Annotated in this window: 22 protein-coding genes; 13 read left to right on the plus strand and 9 right to left on the minus strand. The window is 53.1% G+C overall.

The annotated features are described in order from the left end of the window. Positions 1–69: 69 nt before the first annotated feature. The 4 genes from R50912_RS01410 to R50912_RS01425 all read left to right on the plus strand — a co-directional run bounded on the left by R50912_RS01410 (position 70) and on the right by R50912_RS01425 (position 5,625). On the plus strand, positions 70–2,388 hold the full coding sequence (locus R50912_RS01410; protein WP_042231794.1) for a helix-turn-helix domain-containing protein: 2,319 nt from the start codon (positions 70–72) through the stop codon (positions 2,386–2,388). A 171-nt stretch (positions 2,389–2,559) separates the two neighbouring features. After that, positions 2,560–3,573, plus strand: coding sequence for a tripartite tricarboxylate transporter substrate binding protein (locus tag R50912_RS01415; RefSeq protein WP_042231796.1), 1,014 nt, complete (start codon positions 2,560–2,562; stop codon positions 3,571–3,573). A gap of 183 nt (positions 3,574–3,756) precedes the next feature. Beyond that, positions 3,757–4,761: a 2-keto-3-deoxygluconate transporter gene (kdgT, locus tag R50912_RS01420; protein ID WP_042231799.1), complete on the plus strand. Its 1,005-nt coding sequence runs from the start codon at positions 3,757–3,759 to the stop codon at positions 4,759–4,761. A 231-nt stretch (positions 4,762–4,992) separates the two neighbouring features. After that, on the plus strand, positions 4,993–5,625 hold the full coding sequence (locus R50912_RS01425; protein WP_042231801.1) for a stalk domain-containing protein: 633 nt from the start codon (positions 4,993–4,995) through the stop codon (positions 5,623–5,625). Between the two features lie 5 nt (positions 5,626–5,630). Here R50912_RS01425 and R50912_RS32985 read toward each other — a convergent pair whose 3' ends face one another. The 3 genes from R50912_RS32985 to R50912_RS01440 all read right to left on the minus strand — a co-directional run bounded on the left by R50912_RS32985 (position 5,631) and on the right by R50912_RS01440 (position 8,037). Beyond that, positions 5,631–6,524 (minus strand): copper amine oxidase N-terminal domain-containing protein, encoded by an 894-nt coding sequence (locus R50912_RS32985; protein ID WP_081956338.1) that lies wholly within the window; start codon positions 6,522–6,524, stop codon positions 5,631–5,633. Positions 6,525–6,671: 147 nt separating this feature from the next. Further along, positions 6,672–7,550, minus strand: coding sequence for an AraC family transcriptional regulator (locus tag R50912_RS01435; protein WP_042231803.1), 879 nt, complete (start codon positions 7,548–7,550; stop codon positions 6,672–6,674). Positions 7,551–7,641: 91 nt separating this feature from the next. After that, complete coding sequence (locus R50912_RS01440) at positions 7,642–8,037, minus strand: VOC family protein (protein WP_042231804.1); 396 nt, start codon at positions 8,035–8,037, stop codon at positions 7,642–7,644. Positions 8,038–8,931: 894 nt separating this feature from the next. Between R50912_RS01440 and R50912_RS01445 the strand changes: the two genes are divergently transcribed. The 3 genes from R50912_RS01445 to R50912_RS01455 are packed head-to-tail and all read left to right on the plus strand — an operon-like array spanning position 8,932 to position 10,961. Then, the gene (locus R50912_RS01445; RefSeq protein ID WP_042231806.1) at positions 8,932–9,501 is read left to right on the plus strand and encodes a bifunctional transcriptional activator/DNA repair enzyme AdaA; all 570 of its coding nucleotides are present in this window, start codon (positions 8,932–8,934) and stop codon (positions 9,499–9,501) included. A gap of 1 nt (position 9,502) precedes the next feature. Next, complete coding sequence (locus R50912_RS01450; RefSeq protein ID WP_042231808.1) at positions 9,503–10,081, plus strand: methylated-DNA--[protein]-cysteine S-methyltransferase; 579 nt, start codon at positions 9,503–9,505, stop codon at positions 10,079–10,081. Beyond that, the gene (locus R50912_RS01455) at positions 10,062–10,961 is read left to right on the plus strand and encodes a DNA-3-methyladenine glycosylase family protein (RefSeq protein WP_042231810.1); all 900 of its coding nucleotides are present in this window, start codon (positions 10,062–10,064) and stop codon (positions 10,959–10,961) included. Before R50912_RS01450 ends, R50912_RS01455 begins: the two co-directional genes overlap by 20 nt. A 113-nt stretch (positions 10,962–11,074) precedes the next feature. On the opposite strand, the gene R50912_RS01460 is transcribed toward R50912_RS01455, so the two are convergent. Then, complete coding sequence (locus R50912_RS01460) at positions 11,075–11,500, minus strand: VOC family protein (protein ID WP_042231812.1); 426 nt, start codon at positions 11,498–11,500, stop codon at positions 11,075–11,077. Between the two features lie 115 nt (positions 11,501–11,615). On the opposite strand from R50912_RS01460, the gene R50912_RS01465 reads away from it, so the two are divergent. Then, entirely contained in the window at positions 11,616–12,575 is a 960-nt protein-coding gene (locus R50912_RS01465) for a helix-turn-helix transcriptional regulator (RefSeq protein WP_042231814.1), read from the plus strand. A gap of 74 nt (positions 12,576–12,649) precedes the next feature. On the opposite strand, the gene R50912_RS01470 is transcribed toward R50912_RS01465, so the two are convergent. Together R50912_RS01470 and pdxR are read right to left on the minus strand one after the other, a co-directional pair. Then, the gene (locus R50912_RS01470) at positions 12,650–13,186 is read right to left on the minus strand and encodes a hypothetical protein (protein WP_042132872.1); all 537 of its coding nucleotides are present in this window, start codon (positions 13,184–13,186) and stop codon (positions 12,650–12,652) included. Positions 13,187–13,229: 43 nt separating this feature from the next. After that, positions 13,230–14,651 (minus strand): MocR-like pyridoxine biosynthesis transcription factor PdxR, encoded by a 1,422-nt coding sequence (gene pdxR / locus R50912_RS01475; RefSeq protein ID WP_331281892.1) that lies wholly within the window; start codon positions 14,649–14,651, stop codon positions 13,230–13,232. A gap of 104 nt (positions 14,652–14,755) precedes the next feature. Between pdxR and R50912_RS01480 the strand changes: the two genes are divergently transcribed. Next, entirely contained in the window at positions 14,756–15,310 is a 555-nt protein-coding gene (locus R50912_RS01480) for a GNAT family N-acetyltransferase (protein WP_042231819.1), read from the plus strand. Positions 15,311–15,390: 80 nt separating this feature from the next. Here the strand turns inward: R50912_RS01480 and R50912_RS01485 are convergent, their stop codons facing one another. Beyond that, positions 15,391–16,098, minus strand: coding sequence for a DUF2569 domain-containing protein (locus tag R50912_RS01485; protein WP_042132875.1), 708 nt, complete (start codon positions 16,096–16,098; stop codon positions 15,391–15,393). Between the two features lie 364 nt (positions 16,099–16,462). Here R50912_RS01485 and R50912_RS01490 point away from each other — a divergent pair, with 364 nt between their 5' ends. The 4 genes from R50912_RS01490 to clpB all read left to right on the plus strand — a co-directional run bounded on the left by R50912_RS01490 (position 16,463) and on the right by clpB (position 21,047). Further along, on the plus strand, positions 16,463–16,933 hold the full coding sequence (locus tag R50912_RS01490; protein ID WP_042231820.1) for an Hsp20/alpha crystallin family protein: 471 nt from the start codon (positions 16,463–16,465) through the stop codon (positions 16,931–16,933). Further along, on the plus strand, positions 16,899–17,144 hold the full coding sequence (locus R50912_RS01495; protein WP_042231823.1) for a hypothetical protein: 246 nt from the start codon (positions 16,899–16,901) through the stop codon (positions 17,142–17,144). The genes R50912_RS01490 and R50912_RS01495 overlap by 35 nt, the downstream gene beginning before the upstream one ends. 162 nt (positions 17,145–17,306) lie before the next feature. Then, positions 17,307–18,314 (plus strand): DnaJ C-terminal domain-containing protein, encoded by a 1,008-nt coding sequence (locus R50912_RS01500; RefSeq protein ID WP_052415900.1) that lies wholly within the window; start codon positions 17,307–17,309, stop codon positions 18,312–18,314. A gap of 96 nt (positions 18,315–18,410) precedes the next feature. Further along, positions 18,411–21,047 (plus strand): ATP-dependent chaperone ClpB, encoded by a 2,637-nt coding sequence (gene clpB, locus R50912_RS01505; protein ID WP_042231826.1) that lies wholly within the window; start codon positions 18,411–18,413, stop codon positions 21,045–21,047. A gap of 249 nt (positions 21,048–21,296) precedes the next feature. Here clpB and R50912_RS01510 read toward each other — a convergent pair whose 3' ends face one another. Both R50912_RS01510 and R50912_RS33800 read right to left on the minus strand, forming a co-directional pair. After that, positions 21,297–22,862 carry a transposase gene (locus R50912_RS01510; protein ID WP_052416668.1) on the minus strand — a complete coding sequence of 522 codons (1,566 nt, stop codon included), beginning with the start codon at positions 22,860–22,862 and terminating at the stop codon, positions 21,297–21,299. Between the two features lie 319 nt (positions 22,863–23,181). After that, entirely contained in the window at positions 23,182–25,308 is a 2,127-nt protein-coding gene (locus R50912_RS33800; protein ID WP_063840057.1) for a glycosyltransferase family 2 protein, read from the minus strand. Positions 25,309–25,464: the final 156 nt, after the last annotated feature.

The raw sequence follows: 25,464 nt of genomic DNA on the forward strand, positions 1-25,464 counted from the left end.
AAGTATAGGTGAACATGCTACTCTAAGGTCTGGACCAAGAGAGAACGCTGGAAGGATGAAGTTAAGGAAATGCTGCGATTTAAATTGAAATATCTGCTGAACAACAAACAAAACCGGCTGATTCTGATGCTGACGGCAGGAGTCTCGCTTCTGATCACTTTGATCGGGTTATTCTCCTATAGAGAGTACCGCAACGCACTGGATACCGAGCTCAATACACCGAATGTCGAATTGCTGCAGATTAACGTAGATGTGACGAACCGGGCCTTCCGCGAATCGGATAACAAAGCGGTCGATTTATCCTTTCACCCGGCCGTACTGAAATATATAGAAGCCGCTACCGGGGACAATGCCGGCATTGCCGCAGAGCCGCAGGAATATCTCAAGACGCTGGCGACAGAGCCGGATGTGCATGCCATCAGCGTGATCAAGTTTAAGGATCATTCCGTCCTCTCCAGCGGCTTCGGCTACGTATCATCCTGGGAGCATGCGCCGGAGCATGCCTGGGAGTCCTGGATCGGGGAGATTAAGGAGAAGCCGCTTCTGATCAAAAGAAGGCTGTACACCGGCACCGACTCCCGTCTCCGGGAAACAGAGCTGCTGTCATTGGCCCGGCCGGTTGTAGAGAACGGGGAAGTGACCGGGGCTGTGCTGATCGATCTCGATTACGATATGCTTTTCTCCAAAATGTATACCCATCTCTCGAACTATCAGCTGGTGTATAACCTGGAGGGGGAGCTGATCTATCCCAAGCTGAACCTTCCGTTCCCGCTGGCGGACATGCAGAACGTACTGAAGGATATTAATGTCAGCCCGTTTGCCCATGTCCGGATCGGCGGTCAGGCCTATATGGCTAATCAGACCTTCTCCAATGTGACCGGCTGGCGGCTAATTTCGCTGGTGCCGATGGAGCAGCTGCTGAAGAATGTGAAGATCGCACGCAATATGATGCTGATGCTGTCCCTGATCTCGATTGCCGTAGGTCTATCCGCTATTTATTATTATAATTTCGCTGCCTTCCGGCCGCTCAAGCGGATTAACAAGCTGCTGCTTCCTGAACAGAAGGCGGCGGGGCAAGGCGGGCTGTATGATCTGGAGCCGGTCATCGGCAAGCTGGTCGGTGATTTCCGGAGTAAATCGCTGGTCGCGGACTGGAGCCTTCCTGAACTGCGTTCCAAGTTCGTGCAGGACCTGATTACGCGAAGTATCGGCACACAGGAGACGCAGACGAAGTTCGAACATTATTTTACCGGCTGGACGGAAGGTCCGTTCGAGACGCTCGCCTTGTCCATAGACCGGCATACCCAATGGGCGGCGGGGTTCATAGAAGAAGATCAGATGCTGCTCAAATACGCGATGATCAACATGGTTCACGAGTATTTCGAAGCTTCGTGGCGGACCGTCATCGCGGCACCGCAGAAAGACAGTCTGGTCGTATTGCTGCAAGCGAAAGACCGCGAAGAGAAGCAGTTATATGCAGATGCCCGTAAGCTGGCCGGCCTTATTCATGAAGTGCTGAATATATCAGTGTCCATTGGTATCGGCGAGCAGGCTGCGTCCATTGCCCAGGTGCCTAGTTCCTATTCAGAGGCGCAGCTGGCTGTATCCTACCGGTTATATGAAGGTTATGCCCATGTCCGTGTGTATTCACATGCGGAGAACACATATGAAGAGAGCAGCGGACCGGCTGATGATGCCTGGAAACAGGAAATGCTGAGTGCCCTGAAGTCTTCGGACGCCCAGGCTGCGCAGGAGTGGATCCGCAGATGGTCGGCTGAGATGCGTAAGAAAGGAATTCAGCCGCAAAAAGTATTCCGCACCGTCGATGACCTGCTGGAGGAAATTCTGCATATGGCAGCGGCCGGCGGATACCCGCTGCCTGCCGAGCTGGCTGACTACACCCGGCATCAGGTGTCGACGATGGAGCTTCATGAGATTGAGGACATGCTATGCAGCATTGCCGTTCATATGGCCGGGGCGTTCGGAGCACACCGGCAATCGAAGGAGTTCCTGCTCGTACAGAATCTGATCAAGTATATGGAAGAGAATCTGCAGTTCAATATCGGACTTCAGGATATCGCCTCCCATGTGAATATGGGTGTGTCTTCCGTGAGTACAATCTTTAAGGAAGAGACCGGAACGACAGTCTATGACTATCTGACCAACCTCAGAATTGATCTAGCCTGTGAATTGCTGCTGGACAGCACCCTGCGGGTCGCCGATATTGCGCTGCAGGTCGGCTACCAGAATGAGAACAGCTTCATCCGGGTATTCCGCAAGATTAAATCAACAACTCCGGGCAAGTTCCGGGAGAACAGCAAATCTTCCAAAGAGTATGCAGATCGGCCAAAACCGCGCCATTCCGGCGTTTCTGAGGATACAGAATAAGATTATACGATTGAAGGAACACCCCCGAATGCGATAAAGTTCTATTTGAGAAAACTTTCACAGCTTCCCGGAAGGTAGGCTGATGCTCAGAGAATTCGGGGGTGAAGCAGCGGGCGCAGGGCCAGCGTAAGATTCAGCAGGCTGCCCGATTACGGTTAATAGAGAAGAGGGATGGTTTTGAAGCGGACAACCAAAATAGGAATCTGGACGGCATCGGTACTCGCGGTTCTGTTAATCCTTAGAACCTTCATTCAACTGACGGGCGATGCAGATCACAAGAATGTCAGCACCGATTTTCCCGAACGGCCGATTACACTGATCGTGCCCTATGCGGCAGGCGGAGGAACAGATACCACGGCAAGAGCACTCGCCAAAGCGACAGAGAAGGTGCTGGGCCAGCCGATTATTGTGGTCAACCGGACAGGCGGCGGAGGTTCTGTAGGGCTGATGGAAGGCGCGAACGCTAAGGGTGATGGCTATACCGTCACTTTTTTGCCGGCCGAGCTGACGATTCTTCCCCATCTGGGACTATTGCCGATTACCTATGAGAAGTTCAAACCCATCGCACAGACGAATTTCGATCCTTCCGCCATTACCGTTAGACAGGACGCGCCATGGCAAGACGTCAATGAATTTCTCGACTTTGCGAAAGCGCATCCAGAGGAACTCAAAATGGGAAACGCAGGAACGGGGAGCATTTGGCATTTGGCCGCCGTAACCTTGGAACGGGAGACAGGTGTGAAGTTTGCACATATTCCTTTTGAAGGTGCAGGGCCAGCCGTTTCCGCTTTGATGGACGGATTCGTGGACGCGGTGCCGGTCAGTCCCGCCGAGGTGAAGAAGTATGTAGATGAAGGCAAGCTGCGGACACTGGCGGTTAACGCGGATAAACGTTCAGAGGCGCTGCCGGATGTGCCGACTCTGGAAGAGCAGACCGGAATACATGTGAACTTCACCAGTACATGGAGAGGGCTGGCTGTGCCGAAGGATACGCCCGATGCCATTGCGGAAGTGTTGGCCGGGGCATTTATCAAAGGGACCGAGGACAGAGCTTTCCGCGAATATATGAAGTCGAACGGACTTGGACTGCTGGTGAAGGACGGCAAAGCCTTCTCGAAACAGCTTAAGGAAAGCGATGATTTATTCGCCAAAATGATCCCGGAGCTCGGGCTAAGCCGCAGGTAAGCTGTACGAAGTGTGAAAGCGCCATCAGACAAAGTAATCTCAGGAAACCCGCTTGCTGACTAGCAGGATTGTAGTGAACGGGGAATTTGCTGGGGCTGGTTTGCTGCGCCTTCATAAGGAAAAATAATCATAATATTCAATATTATATAAACTCAATATGAGTAAGAGAGGTATGGTAATCATATGAAAATCAAAAAGACATTAGATCGGATTCCCGGCGGAATGATGCTGGTTCCACTGTTCCTGGGCGCGATCATTCACACCGCTTTTCCTGATGCAGGTGAATATTTCGGAGGCTTCACCAAAGGCCTGATGACAGGAACCGTGCCGATTCTGGCCGTATGGTTCTTCTGTATGGGGGCAGCAATTGATGTAAGAGCAACCGGAACGGTACTCCGCAAATCAGGTACGCTAGTATTGACCAAGATTGCTGTAGCATGGGTTGTTGCTGTAATCGCTATCCAGTTCCTGCCTGAGGGCGGTGTACAAACCGGCTTCTTCGCCGGACTATCGGTTCTCGCCATTATATCCGCAATGGATATGACCAACGGCGGCCTGTACGCTTCCATCATGCAGCAGTATGGTACCAAAGAAGAATCCGGAGCATTCGTGCTGATGTCACTTGAATCCGGCCCGCTCGTAACGATGCTTATTCTGGGCAGCACGGGTGTTGCCGTATTCGAACCGCATCTCTTCATCGGGGCTGTGCTTCCGTTCCTGATCGGCTTCATCCTGGGTAACCTGGATCATGACCTGCGTGCTTATTTCGGCAAAGCCACCCAGACACTCATTCCGTTCTTCGGCTTCGCACTGGGCAGCTCGATTGACCTCGGCGTTATCGTTGACACTGGCCTGCTCGGCATTCTGCTTGGTGTAGTGGTTATCATTATTACAGGTGTTCCGCTGATCCTGGCCGACAAATTCATCGGCCGCGGTAACGGCACCGCCGGACTTGCTGCCTCCAGTACTGCCGGAGCTGCTGTCGCCAACCCTATGCTGGTGGCGAACATGAAGCCGGAATTCCTGCCCGCAGCCCAGACAGCCACGGCGCTGGTAGCCGCCTCGGTTATCGTGACGTCCATTCTTGTTCCAATCATTACTGCCTACTATTCTGATTACATGAAGAAGAAGAACCCGCCCGCAGCAGAGGGTCCTATAGATGCTAAGATTCAAGAAGCAGCGGTGTAAGACATCGGATAACAACATATTTAATACACATATAAGTGATTGAGATCTATGTTCTTTTAAACCTCCGGACGCTATTACGGCTGCTCCGGGGGCTTTTTTGTGATTAGGCTAGAGCTGGAAAAAGGCATGGCTGCAATCAATCTACATTTTACATAAAATTGATTTTATAGAAACAAATATGATTGATTAGCGTCTAAATATAGAAATCTATCATCCTTGGAGAGATTAAAAATGAAAAAACTATTGAAAATAGGAATATCAGGATTGGCCTTGACCCTAGTGTTTAGTGCGGGAGCCTATGCGGCTACAGTAGCTCCAAAAATAATTGTAAATGGTAATCAAGTGAAAATTCAGACTCAGCTTAAGATTATTAATGGTACGGTCTATGTCCCGATTCGGGCCATTTCAGAAGGATTTGACGCCAGTATTCAGTGGGACAATAGAAGTAAAACCGTTTATGTAGATTCTGATCCGAATTTCGGAATGGAGCGCAGCAACGTTGCTTATGTAGCAAACCGGAACTTAGCATACAGATGGATTATGGCTTATGACGAACGAGACCATCAAGGAGTTCTCGATGTAGTTACGCCTGATTTTAAGACTGACATCTACAACGAAAGCTTTCCAATAGGTACGTACAATATGGGAACGATTGTTGATATGAAGGCTGTTGCAAGTACAGACACCACCCTAACTGTGCGGATTGTTCAGAGAGTGACTGCAGAAGATGAGTACAAGGTGAAAGTGGAACGATGGAATTTTGTTTTTGGACAAGGGAAAATTAAATCCATGAAAATTGTACCGGACACTGCAAAATATCTGGACCGGTACACCCTTTTCCCGGGAGCTAACTTTGGAATATAGGTTCCTTACTCCGGGATCGCCCGGATCAAATCAACGTAATTAAGTCCTGTGTATTTAAATGTTTGTACAGTGCCATCACTAAGGGTGTGATGACCACTATAAACACCGTTGCTAAAACTAAAAGAATCCTTAAACATTTCGGATATATACACTGGTTTCACACCGCCGAATGTAGTTGCCGGATAACCGGGGATATCTGCCTCAGAAACCTGCCATACGGCTGTTGCTGTTCCCTCTTTGATCTCAACGACTGTTGTTATTTCTCCATTGCTGTAAATGTAGCGGGTGGCGTCATCAGAAGCAAAGGAATACAGGTAGTAATCGGATTGATCACTTTGTGCACTGGTGCCAGGCTTAAAGGAGTACATAACCGGCAACGAAATGGCGGCCAGACGGGCCTGCTGTATATCCGCTGAATGAATGGCCTGAGGATCACGAGTGAAATTCCCGGATTGAATGAATACAATTTCTCTTATCTTTTCATAATGCACACTGTATCCAAAAGCCTCACTGACAAACTTTGCCGGAACCATGAGGCGCCCGTTATAATTATTGGCTTCACTGTCCATTTGCACAGGTTGTCCATTTTTATAAGCAATGGGCTGGCCTTGGGTCATTCGGAAGATATCCTTGGAGGAATTCGTGATCGTTACAGTATGATCTGTAGCATTCCATGAATATTGGAGTCCTAAGGAAGCAAGCGCCCGGATTGGCAGCATGATTCTGCCAGACTGAATAAACGGATTAGTATCGGTGGAAATAAAAGAACCGTTGATGTTGACTTGGATAGGTCTTGTTGTTGATTGGGCTGGGCTGGCAGCGGAGGAGGCGGGGTTACTACTGGGAAATATGAATAAGAGGATCAGACAGACCGGAACTAACCTTTTTAAGAGAGTCATGAGTCATTCATTCCTTCCATTTATTTGTATCTATTGATTATAACGTGAATTCAGGAGAATGTTAAAGATTGAGAATACACGGGCAAAGAAACAAGCCTTCCAGATGCCGTCAGGGCATAGGGAGGCTTTGTCAGGAACGCATTATTGTTATTTCTTCACCACAGGAATCCATACCTCACAGATCGATTCTTCATGGCTGTCATCCGTCCAGTAGTATTTCTCCATGCACGGTCCTTCCGCTTGCTCAAAGCCTGCCGAGGGGAACCACTCCGCATAAATTCTCCGCCACACATTCAGGATCTCCATTCCCATCTCAGTGTCCTCGGAATACGTATCACGGCTATCGAATACAGCATACGTCTGGTCAGGCACGCTCAGGTGGTCAAGCTCCTCCGGGACGTCCTGTCCTTCCGGCAACACGGTTCCCATCAGATACCGTTTCGTTCCATCCTCATTGAAGTCGTAATAATAGCCGAACAGCAGCGAACCTGCGGGTCTCCCGGCACATTCGTTAATCCGGTCATGCGTACCATCATTCCAGATTTTCTCTACGAACGCGGGTATTTCTGTGTAAGCATCCTTGTGAACGATAACCTCTTTTCCAATGACGAGGCAACCCTTCTCTTCCACCATCCGATAATTCATTTCAGTTTCTCCTTTGATCTGAATTTGAAAGGAGATGCGGGGAAACGATTTGAGCTTCACGTTCTGTTTCTTCGCCATATTCGGGGTTACCCCATGCACCCGTTGAAACGCTTTGGCGAAGGACTCCGGCGTCTCGTACCCATACTTCAGCGCAATGTCGATCACCTTGCCGTCCGTTCCGGCCAGCTCTTCCGCCGCCAGCGTCAGCCGCCTGTTGCGTACATATTCAGTAACGGTAAAGCCCGTCAAGGCATGGAACATCCGCTGAAAATGGTATTTCGAGGTCATCGCTGCTCCGGCGATATCCTCAACTCCTATGGCGGAGCTCAAGTTCTGCTCCACATAATCAATCGCCTGCTGAAGCAGCCGGATCGTCTCCAAATCCTCACCTTTCCTTTCAAGTTCATTGTAGAGAAACCGTCAGAGCGGTTCCTGACCGGGAATGCTTTGATTTGTCCATCCGTAGCTTCAGCTAAACCAGCTCCTGAGCAATCTCCCAAATATGTCCTGCGGGGTCTGCGAAGCTGGCTGTGCGGATGCCCCAAGGCCGGTTCATAGGCCCGCTAAGCAGGCTTACGCCGCATGCAGTTAATTCTGTGCATACCGCATCCACATCTTCTACGCGGATCGTGAACTGAAACCGTGATCCGGCCTCGCGGCTGGCAACGGCAGCGGGCTCAATCAGCCCGGGGGCTTCGGATATTTGCAGCAGATTGATGCTCATATTGCCGAAATCATAGACGGCCGAGTTCTCGTCCGCATACACATAGGCAAGGCCAAAGACCTCCTGATAGAACGCCATGGTCTGCGGCAGATCCTCAACGAACAACGTTACCACACTGATATTCCGTGATCCCAGGTTACTCATGTTTGTCATCGCTCCAATTCCTGTTCATATTTTACTTTCAAACACTCCTAGCGTTTTCCTCATATATTCCGTACGATGCGTTTCCTGAAACCCAAGGCTGTCATAGAGCTGTCTGCCCTCATTAGGCTGGGCAACCACCGAACCCGGGAAGCAGCCGACACGGACGCGCATTTCATGAAAAGCAGTGGCATACAACGAGTGGGCTGGAAGAAAATCTTCATCTGTATACAGCCTTACGGGAACCTCTTTCAGATATCCGCTATGAACGCTTCGGTAACAAGGACTACTCTACCGCCAGAGAATTATTAACCCAGGATGCGGAAGCTGGCACAGACCTCAGGTGCATTAGCCTCTGAGTCCTCCTAATTAAATTGAGACGTAGCTTATACATTTCAATGGAATTTAATTCTATTTATCGCCAGTGATTATTGCATAGAATAAGGGGTATTTCAACCAAATTGTACATTGAGGGCTGCAGACTGGATGTGGTGCGAACAAAAGCCAGGGCAGTTTCTCCGCTTGCGGACTACAGTTCCGTTATGTTGCTGAAATTACCTGCTGGGCAGCTGTCGCGGACTACAGAGTCTTTATTTCCCGGATTCCCCCGCAGATTGCCCCCTGCAACAGGGGATAAGGTCTTTTCAGTCCGCATGGTGCGGAAAAAGCCCTGATTTTGAAAATTAGCGGATTCTCAGTCCGCAAGTAGAGGCACGCGATTCACTACCCGATCAAAGTGTTTAACACCATAGCTTCAGCAGGCCAGCAAGCGTGCAGATTCAGGCCGATCTACATCTGCCGCTACCCCTGCCCACTGTCGTAATCTTGCTCTCCTATTTCAATATGCTGCATAAGCCAAAACGAATCGTTTATACTGGCGGTAAGAGGTGATGAGGGATGGAGCCGCAATTATTTGAGCGTATATATGAAACAGTGGTGCGGCGTGAGCCGACCTATGACGGTGTTTACTATACAGCGGTGCTGACGACACGTATTGTCTGTCGGCCTTCCTGCCGGGCAAGAACGCCGAAGGCAGCCAATGTGGTATTCTACGGCTCCTTGCAGGAGGCTGTCCGCGAGGGATTCCGGCCCTGCAAAAGATGCCGCCCCGAAGAAGGCGGCACCCTCAGGCCGGATGCCGTGCTGGCGGCGCAGGCGGATGCCATTATGGACGGGCAGTTCGGGAGCAAGCTGACACTGCAGTCGATGGCGGAGCAGCTGAAGGTCAGCCCGTTCCATCTGCAGCGGACCTACAAGCGGGTAACCGGCCTGTCGCCTGCTGCCAGACTGGATGATCTGCGCGCGGGGGAAGCCCGCAGGCTGTTGACAGAGACGGATACAGGCATTGCCGATGTAGGCAAGGCAGTTGGATTCCGCAGCGCGTCCCACTTCGCAGCCTGGTTCGTCAAGAAATCCGGTCTGTCCCCTACGGAGTATCGCAGTAAGCATAATGAGGGAGGAAATTAGGATGAATATGAATATAAACCAGAGTCCGAACCGGAACATGATATATCACCATACCCTGAATCTCGGAAATCGGGAATGGACCCTATGGGCCAGCAACAAGGGACTTATCCGCGTGTCCTATCCGCAGGATGGAGGGCAGCTGCCGGCCGCCTGGCTGAAGATGTATGCTCCGGACTATGAATTCCTGGAGGGTGCCAGGAGGTTTGAGCAGCTTGGGGTTATAGAGCTGCTGCGCCGTTATTTTGATGGAGAAACGGTCGATTTCAACAGTCTTGCGCTTGATCTATGGGGCACTCCGTTTCAGCAGGAGGTATGGCGGGGGCTGCTTACGATCCCGCATGGTGAGGTTGCAACCTACAAGGAGTTGGCTGCACGGATTGGCAGACCGCTGGCGGTCCGTGCTGTCGGTACGGCTAACGGACAGAATCCGCTGCCGGTCATTGTGCCCTGCCACCGGGTGATCGGTGCGAACGGCACATTAACGGGTTACCGGGGCGGTCTGCAGCTCAAGCAGGAGCTGCTTCAGCTGGAGGGAATTCTAAATGTGAAGGCGGCGGGCCATGAACGATTTGCTTTTTGAGCTGCCGCTGCCGGAGGATTTCAACCTGGACGCCTGTCTGGAGTACATGAACCGTTCGCCGCTGGAATGCCTGTTCCAGACGGATGACTCGGGAGTGACCCGGATGTTCAAGCTGGAGGACGGCCCGGTCCTAATCCGGTTAAGTGTGCCTGAAGGCAACAGGCTGAGCGTAACCCGGCTGCACGGCGCTGTCCCCGGCGTCCTGGAGCAGGAATGGCTGGCCCGTTATATTGTAGAGTGGTTCGATCTGGACCGTGATCTTACCCCGTTCTACCGGCTGGCGGAAGCAGATCCTCTGCTCCGGCCGCTGGCAATTCAGCACCGGGGGCTGCGGATTATCGGCATCCCGGATCTGTTCGAGGCATTATGCTGGGCGATTCTGGGCCAGCAGGTGAACCTGGCTTTTGCCTACAGGCTGAAGCAGCGGCTGACCGAAGTGTATGGAGAATCTCTGGAGTGGGGAGGCCGGACCTACTACCGGTTCCCCGGACCGGGGGTCTTCTCGGAGGTGCAGATCGAAGAACTGTGCGCCTTGCAGCTGACCCGCAGCAAAGCACAGACGATCCTCACGGTCGCCTCGCTGATCGCAAGCGGAGAGCTGAGCCGTGAAGAGCTGCTGGCGCTTCCGTCTCCGGCCGCCGCCGAGCAGCGGCTGCTGCAGATCCGCGGGATCGGCCCGTGGACCTCGCAGTATGTACGTATGCGCTGCCTGCGGGATAGCTCCTCATATCCCGTCGGCGATGTCGGCCTGCAGAACGTGATCAAGTTCCTCACCGGTATGGACCGCAAGCCTACGCCTGCGGAACTGCTCGTCCTGGCCCAGCCCTGGCAGGGCTGGGAGGCTTACGCCACATTTTATCTGTGGCGGGCATTATATTAGCGCGCGGCAGGTGCGGAGTCGTGACGGCCAAAAGCACTGTCTCACCGGATGATCCGGGAGACAGTGCTTTTTGTATCCTGCGCCTGAAGAGTTCACCTTAGCCGGCTTGAGCTTTATTGCGCCCGCTTCGTGAAGATCTGGAAGCATACGCCGAACTTATCGGTAACCATGCCATAGGCCGGACTGAAATAAGCCGGAGCCAGCTCGATATCAACCGTTCCGCCTGCCTTGAGCGAGTGATACAGCTGCTGCGCTTCTTCAGTGGTATCCACCGTGATACAGATGGTGATGCCATTGCCATGACTCAGCGGCTGGCCAACCTCCTGATCTGCAACGAAAAACTTGGTGTCACCCACCAGCAGGACGGAATGAGCTATACGCGCTTTTTCCTGTTCGGTCATCGGGAAGTCAGGGTTCTGCGGGCCTTCGCCCACAGTTTGCTTGAAGAGCAGCGTAGTACCCAGCGCCTCCTGATAAAAGGCAATTGCCTCACTTGCTGTACCGTCCACCAGAATAAAAGGGTTGATTTGCAGGGTCATGCCTAATTCGCTCCTTATGATGTTCAATTTGCCTTAGCTAACCGGCTTGATTATAGTGTAGTGTATGATAGTGACAGGTATTGTCATAGTTAGAATAATAAATGGAGTGAAGCTCATGTCTAAAGCCAAAAGACTGCTGGATCTGATGATGACAGTCAACCGCAAGCGGAAATTCACCGTCAAAGAGCTGGCCGACGAATTCAATGTATCCTCCCGGACCATCCTCAGGGATTTGCAGGAGCTGGGGGAGTTAGGCGTTCCGCTTTATTCCGAAGTGGGACCGCATGGAGGCTATCAGGTGCTGAACGAAAGAATTCTGCCGCCGATCGCGTTCACGGAGGAGGAGGCGGTGGCGATTTTTTTCGCCAGCCATGCCCTGCGCCACTACAAGTATCTCCCCTTCAAGGAGGAATCATTAGCTGCCCGGCATAAATTCTATAACTATATGTCCGGCGATGTCCGTGACCGGATTGACGAGATGAAGAACCGGATTGATTTCCTCACCCCGGCGAGACAGGCGGAGTTCCCCTATCTGTCTCTGTTGCTGGAAGCGGCCACCGGTCAAAAGGTGCTGCTGATCGATTATGAAACGAAGGGGCAGCGTAAGGAGAGATGGATTCAGCCAGTGGGCATCTACGCCCATAATGGCTTGTGGTATTGCCCGGCCTATTGCTTCCTGCGCGGCGATATCCGTGTATTCCGCTGCGACCGGATTCAGTTTGCCGGATACGGCGAATCGGGGCCGGAAGCGCTTGATCTGAAGCATGTCCATTTGGGAAATAAGGATGATTACAGCAGTCAAACTCAGCAGGGTGATAAAAGCATTGTCCGGCTGTTCGTTGAACTGGGGAATGGAGGCGTACAAGCCTGCGAAGCCGAGGTATGGTCCTCACCCCTGCTGCATATCCGCGGGGATGGCACGGGCTGGCTGGAAGGGGATATCCCGCAGAGCGATCTGGGCTTCTTCGCGCGTTTCGTAATCGGCCTCTGCAATGAGGCCACAGTACAGGAGCCGCCGGAGCTGGTGGCGGAGGTGAAGCGGACGCTGGCGGGAATGCTGGCGCAATATAAGTAGAGGGACAGGCTGATGATTAAGTATTTATGTATCCGGATGGACCCCGGGCGGACAAGATAGATAGAGTCTACACTTTATTTGGTAATAGTTATAAGCTGTTTATCTACAAATTCTATAGACTCTGTCAGCGGATCGAAGGATGGCAGATGAAGAGCCCGGTCAAGCAATGCATTGCGTTCCATCCACGTCTCACTATCCCAGCAGGAGTATATCTCTATACTTTCTCCTTCAGACAGATGTTCGTCCATGAGGGAGAGCAGCAGGTTTAGGCACTTTAAGTTTTGTTGGTAGAGTTCAGGATAACCCGCGCGGATTTCCTCAGTGATATTGCAAGCCTCGCCATTGAAGCCGTAGACATAGGGCTTAGTGATGATCTTGTTCTCTCTGAAGGGCGGGTAGAGGAACTCTCCAATCTCTAGCCCTACAGCATCCAGTTCGGTTTCATACACCTGTACCTTGGTGTCATTCAGATGAGATAAGTCTATAATATTATGAAGTGCGTTCTTGTCATCCGTCAGGTGAATTTCTGAGTACTTTTGGTACGAATAATGATAGCCGAAATATCCGGTCGGCAGCGGCCAATCCGCTCCTAGGAAATGTGCCAGTGTCATTGTAATTCCACCTCATCATAGGTAATTATGCATCGTTAAAATGCTATCCCAGCCACACTTCCGCCAGCCTGCGGATTCCCTCATCAATCAGATCCTCGGCAATCCCGCCGAAGCCCAGAATGAATTCCGGTTCATCGCAGTCCGGCTTATCACACCACGTATACGACATAGGCGTAACACGGATACCTTCGGCTTCCGCTGCTGCAGCAAGCTCCCGTGCACTGCCCGCTGCGGGCGGTTTCAGGGTCAGGAGAAGATGAAATCCGGCATCCCGTCCGCTGACGGCTGCTGCATCGCCGAAATAGCGCTGGACCGAGCGCAGAAGCAGGTCATGCTTGCGCTGATAGAGCAGCCGCATCCTGCGCAGATGTTTCTCGAAGTGCCCTCTTTCCATAAAATAATGCAGCGCAATCTGATGCAGCCGCGAAGCCGAGTGCTCCAGATACAGCTCGCTTCTCAGGCTGTGATAGAGCGGCAGCAGCTCCTCCGGCAGAACCATATAGTGAATGCACAGGGCAGGAGTTACCGATTGCGCGAAGCTGCACATATAGATTACCGGACTGTCCGCTTCAAGTCCCTGAAGCGCAGGAATGGGCCGTCCATGATAGCGGAACTCCCCGTCATAATCATCTTCAATGATATAGCCGCCCGCTGACCGGGCCCAATCCAGCAAGGCGAAGCGTTTGGCTACCGGCATCGCCATGCCTCTGGGAAACTGATGGGAAGGGGAGATGTATACGGCGTCAGCCCCGCTTCGGTACAGCTTCTCTATCATCAGCCCGTCTTCCTCCAGCGGAATGGGCATAATCTCATAACCACCGCGTTTGAATGCTGCGGGCAGCAGGTGATACCCCGGGTCTTCTATTCCGAGCCGCGTCACCCGTTCTTTAAGCATTAGGCATAACAAAGAGCACAGCGTATACTGGTCGCCGCCGACCACAATTTGCTTCTCTGTACAGCGCAGCCCACGGAACTGCCGCAAATGGGCGGCAATGCTCCCGCGGAGCGCCGGCTCCCCCTGCGGATCACCATACTGGAGCAGGTCCGGATTCGCGAGCTGTTCCTGGTAGAGGCTGCGCCATATTTTATGCGGAAATAAAGAGAAATCATTCCGTGACATGTGGAAATCATATGCGTATTGCCGCGAATCGCGCGGAGTAATGGGACGGACAGCCGGACGTGGCCGCTCTTCGGCTTCTGCAGGGCTGCCATTCCTATGGACTGGCAGGATAGTGTAACCGCTGCGCGGTTTGCTGGCGATGAAGCCCTCGGCAAGCAGCTGCTGGTAGGCAAGCTCGACAGGAGTGGCGCTGATACCGCATAATGCCGCCAGGCGGCGGATGGAAGGCAGGCGTGTACCACTGGGGAGAGCGCCGCCGATAATCTCTTTTGCAAAATAATCATAGAGCTGTATATAGTAAGGAATTTCGCTGTGATCATTCAGAGTAGGGACAAGCAGCATCATACACCTTCGAATCTGTCCTTTGAAATTAGACGTTTTTGTATATTTTATAGTATGCAGATCTGCATTACCATAAGAGCTATAACAACAGTCGGGAGATGACGGGAATGACCAGACATTCAGCGCTTGTAACAGGCAAAAAGGTATATCTGCGCCCGCTTAACGGGGAAGACGCCGAATTGTATTACCATATGTTCTACGGCACGGAAGTCCGCAGACTTACAGGTACGAAAAAGCATATCACCAAAGAGCAGATAGAGAATTATATCGCGCGCAAATCAGGGGACGACAGTACGGTGCTGCTGCTTATCGCCCTTAGGGAGACTGATGAGGTGATCGGCGATATCGCCATTCAGGATATAGACCCTGACAACCGCAGTGCAAATCTGCGGATCGCCATCGGTGAGGAGCGGCATCAAGGACAAGGGTATGGACGGGAAGCACTGCTGCTGATACTGGACTACGGCTTCGGCATTCTGAATCTGCACCGGATTGAGCTGGAGGTCTATAGCTATAATGCCCGCGCTGCGCATGTGTATGAATCAATCGGTTTTGTCCGTGAGGGTGTACGGCGCCAGACGCTCTATTATAACCATGAGTACCATGATGTGATTATGATGGGCATGCTGGATAGCGAATACCGTGAGCGGTATGTGAAATAGGGAGGGTAAAGCGGACCTGCGAAAGCTGATTCAACAATAACGCAGGTCCGGAAGAATTGAAGAGACTATGTACAAAAATGTTAATAAATAAACGTATTCTTGACTCTCTTTGACCGCAGGAAATAGGGGATCCAGATCACAGCATAAATGAAGGACCGGAAGATATCCGTATAAGAGGTATCATCCGGTATGATACCGGAAAGAGTAGTCTGTACATGGCTGAACATGAAGGTATCTATGGTATTAAGTAAGATGTTATATACAATGAAAGATATAGATATGTATTTGAATAATTTTTTATGTTTGAGACCCAGGTACAGAATGAACAGGATCATTACGACCTGAATACATACTAATACCGTTTCTATCACAAGACTAGGAAGCATTGAAGCGACGTAGTAGCTACTGTCAGGGTCGGTAAGAAGCTTAAGGCCTTCAGAGCCGAATAATGAGAAATTACCATAAAGCATTCGCACACCCGCGAAGAGTGAGAGAACAATACCTATTGCGAAAAGTCCTAACCAGCCTCCGGAGCCGGAAGGCTCTGATTCATCTGCGGGCTGGTCTGAGGATTCCAGGACCCCTTCGGAAGCAGCGGCGGCCTCATCATCAGCTGGTCTAGCTTTCTTGACGCGCAATGGCCTAATTAATCCGCCGGTCGCCCACCCGATAATTCCTCCAAGCCCTCCAATCACAATAGAAATAATAACGTTAGGATCTGCTGCATAAGTTCTATGTAGAATAAAACCTATGACGAAGAAGATAATGCCCAGTCCTGCTTTTGCCACTTCATCACCTCATCATATCCGCATTGGCTGCGGGATTTTTACTATGACGTTTATATCGACAATTCCCACTAGTTCCTTTAATTTACTTGTTATATTTTAGGCGCTAGTTCTTTATTTTTACTGTGGCGGTGAGGGTGTGGATAGTAATCATGTGAAATAAAGTATCAAGGTCAAATAAGGTCAAATAATTAATAATGTTAAAATTTATACTAAAAAACGAGCCGAAACGCCGGGATTTACGGGATTTTCGGCTTATATGAGTTTTGTCATCCGTGTAGCCGGCGACTATAATAAAGCCATAGGTCAAATAAAGTCAAAGTCAAACCAACAACAAATTCAAAGTCAAATGAGAGGAGAATGGATAATGTTTGATTTGGTTCCTTTTGGTAAACGCAGAGATGATGCTTTTGGTGTGCTGGCTAAGTCGCTTAACGAAGTGTTTAATGATGATTTCTTTGCACCGCTGACAAGCTCCACGCTGTCCTTCCGGACAGACATCCGCGAGAGTGAAGGGGCGTATCTGATTGAGGCCGAGCTTCCGGGCTTCAAAAAAGAAGAAATCGACATCGATTATACCAGCCCTTACTTGACGATCAAGGCAGTACGCAAAGAAGAGAACAGCGAGGAGAACAAGGAACATCAGACTGTGCGCCGGGAACGGCGGTATGGTGAGTATGTGCGCCGCTTCTACGTTCAGGATATTGCGGAGGAAGGTATCCGCGCTTCACTCAAAGACGGGATGCTGAGCCTGGAAGTGCCGAAACGGCAGAAGTCGCAGGGCAAACGGATTGAAATTCAGGATGGCGGACATTCTTCAGACGCGCAGCTTCAGTAAGCGGCAGGTGCAGCTTACTGGTGAACGGTCTCCGGGGGAAGCGGAGAGCCGGAGCGCCGGGGAAGGATGTAGGAAGGCGAAGGAAGCAGGACTTCCAAGTCTGGCTGAAGCAGCCGGGTTCAGCGGGGTTCCCGGGCTAAGCGGCTTCTGCCGCCGGCCTATCCGGTCCCCTGCGGCAGAGTGGTTTCGCCGGGCTTTTCATATAGCATGATCATACAGGGCGCATTGTAGTGGGGATACCGGCTATGATGCGTCTTTTCCCGGAGAAAGGGACTTGGTGAATAATCATCGGCACCGGGAATAGGCTTGTTACAGGGCGGAATGCTATAACCTATAGAATAAGCTTCCCAATATACGAAAGGAGGAGGTACCAGTGGCGGCAAATTATTACGAGACTCTGGGCGTCGGCAGGCAGGCCTCGAAGCAGGAGATCAAAAAAGCTTATCAGAAGCTGGCTAAGAAGTGGCATCCCGATGTCAACAAAGCCCCGGAGGCAGAAGCCAGATTCAAGGAAGCAGCCGAAGCGTATGAAGTGCTGGGTGATGAAGAGAGGCGGAAAATCTATGATGAGGAGCTGCGCTACGGGGCCGGCTACGCTGGGGCAAGGGGTCCGCGGAGCGGCGGGACAGCCTCCTCCGCGTCCTGGGAATCGCCTTTTGGCGCGGGCTGGAGCAGCGGCGCTGCTTCCGGCAGCAGTATTCCCGAAGAGGATCTGTTCGGGATGTTCTTCGGCAGCCGGGGGGCAGCGGACCGCGCCGGCTTCGATTTCTTCTCCGGCAGTGGCGGTGTCCGCCAAGGGGGAAGCCCTTGGGCGGATGAGTTCAGTACGATGCAGGCCCAGCTTGAGATTACGCTGGAGCAGGCATACAAAGGCGGAAATATCAGCGTTCAGGCTGCAGGCAAAGACCTGAGTGTGCAGATTCCGGCACGCTCGTCCGAAGGGACGGTGATCCGGGTTCCCGGCGGCGGAAGCGGGGCGGGACAGGGAGGCGACCTGCTGGTCTCGCTGCATCTCCTGCCCCATGACATCTATGAACCGGACGGCGGCGGGGATTTACTCGGCACGGTAGAGATTGCCCCCTGGCAGGCTGTGCTTGGCGGAGAAGCCAAGGTGGCCCTGCCGGACGGCAGCCAGGTGAAATTGAAGATCCCCGCAGGTATGGCAGGCGGCCGAACGCTGCGCCTCTCCGGCAAGGGGCTTAAGCGTCCTAATGGAACGAATGGTGACATCCTGTTCCGGATCGAGATCGTTATTCCGGCGGATACCTCGGAAGCGGAGAAGAAGCTGTACCGCCAGCTGGCCGATTCCGGCAGCTTCCAGGCCGGAGCCAAACGGCAGCCTCCCGGCGGGGCACAGCGGCGCAGAGCGACAACGGGGTAATGATGAATATATAACGTCGGTTATCCGGCTGACTGACATATGGAATGCTGCAGCTGGGGCTGCAGCGGCATAATTTTACGGAAAGGCGATGATCTTATGGATTTCAACAAGCTTACACAGAAGCTGCAGGAAGCCGTCGCAGAGGCCCAGTCCCTGGCTGCGGCCAGCGGACATCAGGAGATTGATAATCTTCATCTGCTGAAGGCACTGCTTCAACAGCATGAGGGCCTGCTGCCGAGGCTGCTGCAGAAGATGAATATTCCTGCTGCTGAGCTGCTGCAGGGTACAGAGGCGCTGCTTCAGCGGAAGCCCAGCGTAAGCGGAAGCGGAGCGGGCACGATGCGGCGGTATGCCTCGCCCGCGCTGATTGCCATGCTGGAGCAGGCCGAGAAGGAAGCGGCCAAGATGCAGGACGAATTCGTAGCCGTAGAGCATGCCGTGCTGGCGATGGTCTCGGATTCCGGCAGCGGGAACCGCGAGCTGCGCGGGCTGTTCACGGGCATGGGCGTTACCCGGGAGAAGTTGCTCGGGGTGCTGGCCGAGATCCGCGGACACCAGCGGGTGACGAGCCGGGAGCCGGAGGCCACCTATGAGGTGCTGGAGAAATACGGCCGGGATCTGGTGGCCGAGGTGCGGGCGGGCAAGATTGATCCCGTGATCGGACGCGATGCGGAGATTCGCCGGGTCATCCGTATTCTCTCCCGCAAGACCAAGAACAATCCTGTGCTGATCGGGGAGCCCGGCGTAGGTAAAACCGCGATTGTAGAAGGGCTGGCTCACCGGATTGTGCGCCGGGATGTGCCGGAGGGGCTGAAGGATAAGACGATTTTCTCACTGGATATGAGCGCACTGATTGCCGGTGCCAAATACCGCGGGGAATTCGAAGAGCGGCTGCAGGCCGTACTGAAGGAAATCCGTGAGAGTGACGGCCGGATTATTCTGTTCATTGATGAGCTGCATACGATTGTCGGTGCCGGTAAGACCGAAGGGGCCATGGACGCGGGCAACATGCTGAAGCCGATGCTGGCCCGGGGTGAGCTGCATTGTATCGGGGCGACGACGCTGGATGAGTACCGCAAATATATCGAGAAGGACCCGGCGCTGGAACGCCGCTTCCAGCAGGTGCTGGTCAGCGAGCCGGATGTCGAGGATACCATTTCGATTCTGCGCGGCTTGAAGGAACGCTTCGAGGTGCATCACGGGGTCAAAATCTATGACAGCGCTCTGGTAGCAGCAGGTGTGCTGTCTAACCGTTATATCACGGACCGTTTCCTGCCGGATAAGGCGATTGACCTGGTCGATGAAGCCTGCGCAATGATCCGCACGGAGATTGACTCCATGCCCGGTGAGATGGATGAGGTAACCCGCCGCCTGATGCAGATGGAGATTGAAGAAGCCGCGCTCAAAAAGGAAACCGACGATGCCAGCGCGCGCCGTCTGGAGATTCTGCAGCGGGAGCTGGCCGACCTCAAGGAGAAGCATCTGGGCATGACCGTCCGCTGGGAGAAGGAAAAGTCGGCGATCCAGGGCATCCGCGAGCTGAAGAAGCGGTTAGAGCAGGCGCGCAAGGATCTGGTCGATGCACAGGAGATCTATGATCTGAATAAGTCGGCTGAGCTAAGCTATGGGATTATTCCTGATCTGGAGCGGCAGCTGAAGGCCGCAGAGGAAGCCGCGCAGCAGGATCAGGAGACCCGGCTGCTGCGCGAAGCCGTGACGGAAGAGGAGATCGCCGATATCGTCTCCCGCTGGACCGGCGTTCCGGTCAGCCGCCTCGTGGAAGGCGAGCGGGATAAGCTGCTGCGGCTCGAAGATACGCTGCATGAGCGGGTAGTCGGGCAGGATGAGGCCGTCCGGCTGGTCGCAGATGCTGTGCTCCGGGCAAGAGCAGGCATCAAGGACCCGAACCGCCCCATCGGTTCGTTCCTGTTCCTGGGGCCGACCGGGGTCGGTAAGACCGAGCTGGCTAAGGCGCTGGCGGTATCGCTGTTTGACCGCGAGGACGGTATGATCCGTATCGACATGTCGGAGTACATGGAGAAGCACAGTGTCTCCCGCCTCGTCGGTGCTCCCCCGGGATATGTCGGCTATGAAGAAGGCGGCCAGCTGACCGAAGCGGTACGGCGCCAGCCGTATACTGTTGTGCTGCTGGATGAGGTGGAGAAAGCCCACCCCGATGTCTTCAACATTCTCCTGCAGCTGCTGGATGACGGTCGGCTGACCGACTCGCAAGGCCGGGTGGTCGACTTCAAGAACACGATCATCATTATGACCTCTAATATCGGCTCGCCGCATCTGATTCAGGGTACCGATGACAACGGTGAGCTGACCGAAGCTGTTAAAGACCGGGTGATGAAGGAGCTGAGCGGCCACTTCCGTCCGGAGTTCCTCAACCGGGTGGACGATATCGTGATGTTCAAACCGCTGACGCTGGGCGAAACCCAGCAGATCGTGGTTAAGCTGGTGAACGGTCTGCGCCTCCGCCTGGCAGAACGGGGCATTGGCCTTACGCTGAGTGACAAGGCCGTCCGCTTCATTGCCGAGGAAGGCTTTGATTCCGTGTACGGCGCAAGACCGCTGAAGCGGTTCATCCAGCGCAGTCTGGAGACCCGGGTGGCGCGTGCGCTGATCGCCGGAGAAGCAGAGGAAGGCTCAGTGCTGACGGTGGACGAAGCTGACGGTGAATTGACTGTCACTATAGTGAAACCGGAAACTGCGAAGACGGTTGGCTGACTCTAAAATGTGAACTGACCCGGCCGATGCCTCCGTAAGGCTGCAGCTGCAATCCGCAAAGAAAAAGCGTTCCGCCTTAAGGCTGGAGCGCTTTTCTTTTTATTTTCGACTTAAATCCTGCAGAAAATACAACATTTTCTTCAATAAATCGGCCCGAATCGAGAATTGTTGTAGGAAAGAGTCAATTTCATAATTCAGTTTGCTGAATAGTTAGACTCGGCCCCAAATCTGAGGTCATTTTTTAGAAAATTAGGCTACTTGCTGGGATTTGCTCAACTGTTTGTTCAACTTGTCCAATGCAAACTTACTAAGATTGTAAGCTAGTGTACTGAGCTGGAAATCGACACTTGCCCGTACGCCGCGGTGACGTGTGCGTTTCATGCCGAAATACTCTTTGAGATAGGCAAAAACACGCTCCACTGCCGTACGCTTTTTGTACAGCTCTGTAAAGCTTTCGCTCCCTCTTGCGGGATAGGTATGCTTACGCAAATCCGTTTGGATGCGGATTTTAAACACCTTTTGGCATCCGGAACCCAGTAGTGGGCAGCCTTTGCACTCGCTCGGCTGGGTATACTTCAGCGTTTCGTACTTGGCATCAAAACTGTCGTAGCGGTAGGCATGTCCTTGGGAGCATACCGGCGTGTAGTCCACGTTCATTCCCTCGGGCGGATCTTTGCGGTGAATCATGGGAATCGCCGGATAGGCACCTAACGAATGAATCAACTGGTAGATAGACGCGCAGTCGTACCCTTTGTCGCCCAAGATATGCTTTACCTTCAGTGTGGGAAACTTCAGGGGCAGGCCTTTGAGAAGAATAACGGCCATGCGCTGGTCATTCGGATTCGCCGAACTAAAGAGGCCGCTCAAGATATACTGGCAGTCCGTATCGACGAGCAGATTCGCCTTGAACCCGTAGTAGCTCGTCATTCGACCCTTCGTATTTTTCTTGTCACAACGCGCGGCATGCCGGGGCAGCGCGGCCAGCAGTTCGTCATACGTGTAAGGTAACATCGCTTCAATGGTTTTCTGAAACGGTCCGAGACTTTGGTCATACGCTTCCTGTTCCTGACGCCGGCGTTCCCTTTCCGCATTCGTTGGACGTCCACGCTTGTCGTAGACGGGTTTCTTCGGTGGTTCGTTCACAGCCGCCTCAGGCTCAGGCTCGGGAAGTTTGAACTGAAGTTGCTGGACTCCTGGAGCCTCGTTTGGCTTTTGCCCTCGGCGAGCCGCACGGCGCTTGGCGGCCGATTCGCTAAATTGGCAATCCCAAGCCTCGACCATGGAGGAATCCACGGCAAGATGTGTGCCGGTTACAAAGCCTTCTTCTAGGGCAGAGGTCACCAAGGTATCCTGCAGTTTTTCAAGCATCCCCGTTTGCTCCAGCGCATGAATCAAACGGGAATACGAAGATTCGCTCGGGATATTATCGGAGCCGGTAAATCGGCACTGCGCCCGAAACTCTTCGCTATGGGTAAGACGCCAGACCAGGGAAGAAACAAACTCGATGTTCTCCATTTTAGCGATGAGCAAGGAATAGATCATGGCAGGTACATTCAGTTGTTCGGGCCGGCCCCGGTTGTTCTTTTTCCGAAGAACGTGCAGAACCTTGGCGAGATCTAAGTGTTCAAAGATTTGGCTGTATTTATCTTCCGGGCGCATCAGGAACAATTCCTTGAAGGAAAACAGTTCTTCTTGTCGAATGGAATAGATAGGGATTACCTCTTTTCGTTCTCGGGTGTTGGTTTGGTCGCCTATATCTTCGAGAACTTGGGGAGGTACTCCTTTTTTTATGCCTAAAAAAAACAGTCCCAGCAAGGGTTTGGAATTATGAAATTGACTCGGAAATGCAGCATTCCATCTACTGCAAGCGGCTAACTGAAAGGATTATTGTAGTACCTACAACAATCCTCCCGTACCCCCGGTTATTTATGAATCCGGGTTGTAATATTTACAACATTTATACCTATTACCTGTATACTGCCCCATACAGAATGAACTTCAAAGTCCATTCGCCGTTTGGCGGGAGCACTGCCTCAGCAGCGATTAGCGGTCAATGGTTACTTGTTTGGCTGAACTCCTAAGTGTGGTTTATCCTAAAGTGTGGTTTATATAGAAACTCTACTATCCCCGCCGCCTATTCGCTCCAGGGCATCAGATGGGGATGCTGGTCGAGGATAGACAGGTATTGTTCCTTCCAGCCATATTGGCCGTCCGGGTCCAGCAGCATATAGCGCAGATATTTCTCCAGCCGATATTCCGGCTTCGACCAGCCGAGATGCTTCAGCCGCAGATTGCTTAACTGATGGGACAGCTCAAAAATATTCTCCGGCAGCCGCCCGCAATGCTGCGGCAGATCGTTCCAGAGATAAGTGAAGTCTTCCCGGTAGCGGAGCAGGAACGGCCGGTAGCTCTGATGGGACCGCCAGTACATATCTTCGCGGTAATGAGTGTCATCCCAGAAATCGTAGAGCCGGAAGCAGAACAAGTCACAATTGTCCGTACGCAGCAAGCCATCCACTTCTTCCGGGAATCCGGCCTCGAAAATTTCATCAGCATCCAGACTCAGAATCCACTCCGGATTCGTCTGAAGGACCGCCTCCCACTGCTGCTTGCGCAGCTCGGATTCATTGCTGAATCTGGAGACGTTGTTGCGTATCAGATGCAGCGGAATGCCCTGAAGTACCTCCCGGCAGATATCCGCCGTGTCATCCGTGCTGCCATCATCGATAATGACGGCTTCATCGATATATTTGCGGTGCTCCTGCAGAACCTGCCGCAGAAACCGCGAGCCCTCATTCTTGACGATCATCGTAAGCGTCAGCTTGGGCCGCCGGACAGCTGCTGAATTAGCAGCCGCTCCGGAGAAGCCGGTCGCCGCTCCATGCTCAGCGCCCCGCCTTGCTGCATCTGCACCGTCTGCCGCGTCCGCGCCTCCGGCCGCAGCCGCATCAGCGTCCGCTGCCGGACCGCTGCCCGGCAGCTCGATCTCGCCGCCGCCCTCTGGCAGCGGCTCCTTGGACAAGCGCCGCCGGGCCTCCGCCTCGGTCCACAGCGCATCCCACTCCGCGCTCGCATCCAGCGCTCTTTTGTCCGCGGGCGCTGCATCGGCAGCGCCATGCATGTCTGAACCGTCTGCCGCGCCGCTGCTGTCCGAAGGCGCAACCTCGCGCGCCGCGGCTTCAGCTTCCGCGCCGCCGGCCTGAGCGCCAGCTTCGTCCGCGTCACCCCGTCCCGCCCCCGGCGCATTCCGCGCCTCGTGCCCTAGCTCTGCCTCATTTAACTCGGCATCGCTCCGCTCCGCCTCGTGTTGCCCATTCGGCCTTGTGATCGCTTCGCCCTTCCCTTCCCGCTCAAGCTCCGCCCTATACCGCGCATCCCGCTCCGCTTTCCCGTCACCCCCCACCGTCTCCGGCGCATCCGGCGACTCCGGTCCCGCTCCAGCCTCCGCGCCTGAAGTCTGCCGGATGAACTCCGGCACCTTGAGCAGGTCGCTGTCCCTGTAGAGATGCAGCGCCGGGTAGTGGGTATCGACATACAGCGGAATGCCAAGCGCCGCTGCACGGATGCAGAAATGGCGGTCTTCTCCCCAGTAGGAGATGTTGTGAATCCGGTCGTAGCTGGCACCGGAAGCGATAGCACGGCTGCTGATCAGGGTGCAGGCGCCGAGCCCGCCGACTTCATAGATTCCCGGCTGCTGCATCTTCATCAGGAAGGCGTGGAAGCGCCGGTTGATCTCATCATGTGAGAGCTGCTCTCCCGGGAGCACCTCCCACTGGTTGTATTCGTCATGCATCCAGACCTGCGGCTGCAGCAGAGTACCCGGCTGCCACTGGGTCCAGAATACCTCAGAGATTATGTCCTTGTCCGTACGGATCAGATGCAGCAGTGTATCCGGATGAAGAATCAGATCGGAGTCGATCAGGAACAGATAATCATAGCCGAAGGCTTCGGCCCGCCGGATCATCAGGTTCTTGAACCCGGCCACCTTCCAGACCAGATTGGAATTCCAGAAATGGGTCGTATCATCGCGGATATAAGCATCATGAAATCCTGAAGATTGCAGGAAGACCGTTCTGCCGCTCTGGGCGAACTGCTGGAGCAGTTGACTCGAAGCTTCGTCCGGGTTGTCATCAATCAGATAGAAATGCAGCTCAATATTGGTCAGGTTCAGGCGCAGCAGAGAATTCAGGAATTGCTCAAGAATTGCCGGTTTTTGATGGATCGGGCTGCCAAGCAGAACTAGGGTCCGGTTCCCGTTCATAGCCAGCCACCCCAGGATAAGGTCAACATTAATAGAACATCCCCTTGGATTCGCAAATAGATGATATGAAGTATATGTATTCAATATATTAAGAGAAGTACGGGACTAATCCCGGTTTTTCAAAAAATAGAGACCCGAGAGGAAATATATGGATTG

Origin of the sequence: Paenibacillus sp. FSL R5-0912, assembly GCF_000758605.1 — a bacterium.
In the GTDB taxonomy this organism is placed as follows: Bacteria; Bacillota; Bacilli; order Paenibacillales; family Paenibacillaceae; genus Paenibacillus_AQ.

Excerpts from the sequence above, each read along its gene's own strand:
- R50912_RS01410 (WP_042231794.1), top strand. The coding sequence starts at position 70 with ATGCTGCGATTTAAATTGAAATATCTGCTGAACAACAAACAAAACCGG.
- R50912_RS01415 (WP_042231796.1), top strand. The coding sequence starts at position 2,560 with ATGGTTTTGAAGCGGACAACCAAAATAGGAATCTGGACGGCATCGGTA.
- kdgT (WP_042231799.1), top strand. The coding sequence starts at position 3,757 with ATGAAAATCAAAAAGACATTAGATCGGATTCCCGGCGGAATGATGCTG.
- R50912_RS01425 (WP_042231801.1), top strand. The coding sequence starts at position 4,993 with ATGAAAAAACTATTGAAAATAGGAATATCAGGATTGGCCTTGACCCTA.
- R50912_RS32985 (WP_081956338.1), bottom strand. The coding sequence starts at position 6,524 with ATGACTCTCTTAAAAAGGTTAGTTCCGGTCTGTCTGATCCTCTTATTC.
- R50912_RS01440 (WP_042231804.1), bottom strand. The coding sequence starts at position 8,037 with ATGAGTAACCTGGGATCACGGAATATCAGTGTGGTAACGTTGTTCGTT.
- R50912_RS01445 (WP_042231806.1), top strand. The coding sequence starts at position 8,932 with ATGGAGCCGCAATTATTTGAGCGTATATATGAAACAGTGGTGCGGCGT.
- R50912_RS01450 (WP_042231808.1), top strand. The coding sequence starts at position 9,503 with ATGAATATGAATATAAACCAGAGTCCGAACCGGAACATGATATATCAC.
- R50912_RS01455 (WP_042231810.1), top strand. The coding sequence starts at position 10,062 with ATGAACGATTTGCTTTTTGAGCTGCCGCTGCCGGAGGATTTCAACCTG.
- R50912_RS01460 (WP_042231812.1), bottom strand. The coding sequence starts at position 11,500 with ATGACCCTGCAAATCAACCCTTTTATTCTGGTGGACGGTACAGCAAGT.
- R50912_RS01465 (WP_042231814.1), top strand. The coding sequence starts at position 11,616 with ATGTCTAAAGCCAAAAGACTGCTGGATCTGATGATGACAGTCAACCGC.
- R50912_RS01470 (WP_042132872.1), bottom strand. The coding sequence starts at position 13,186 with ATGACACTGGCACATTTCCTAGGAGCGGATTGGCCGCTGCCGACCGGA.
- pdxR (WP_331281892.1), bottom strand. The coding sequence starts at position 14,651 with ATGATGCTGCTTGTCCCTACTCTGAATGATCACAGCGAAATTCCTTAC.
- R50912_RS01480 (WP_042231819.1), top strand. The coding sequence starts at position 14,756 with ATGACCAGACATTCAGCGCTTGTAACAGGCAAAAAGGTATATCTGCGC.
- R50912_RS01490 (WP_042231820.1), top strand. The coding sequence starts at position 16,463 with ATGTTTGATTTGGTTCCTTTTGGTAAACGCAGAGATGATGCTTTTGGT.
- R50912_RS01495 (WP_042231823.1), top strand. The coding sequence starts at position 16,899 with ATGGCGGACATTCTTCAGACGCGCAGCTTCAGTAAGCGGCAGGTGCAG.
- clpB (WP_042231826.1), top strand. The coding sequence starts at position 18,411 with ATGGATTTCAACAAGCTTACACAGAAGCTGCAGGAAGCCGTCGCAGAG.
- R50912_RS33800 (WP_063840057.1), bottom strand. The coding sequence starts at position 25,308 with ATGAACGGGAACCGGACCCTAGTTCTGCTTGGCAGCCCGATCCATCAA.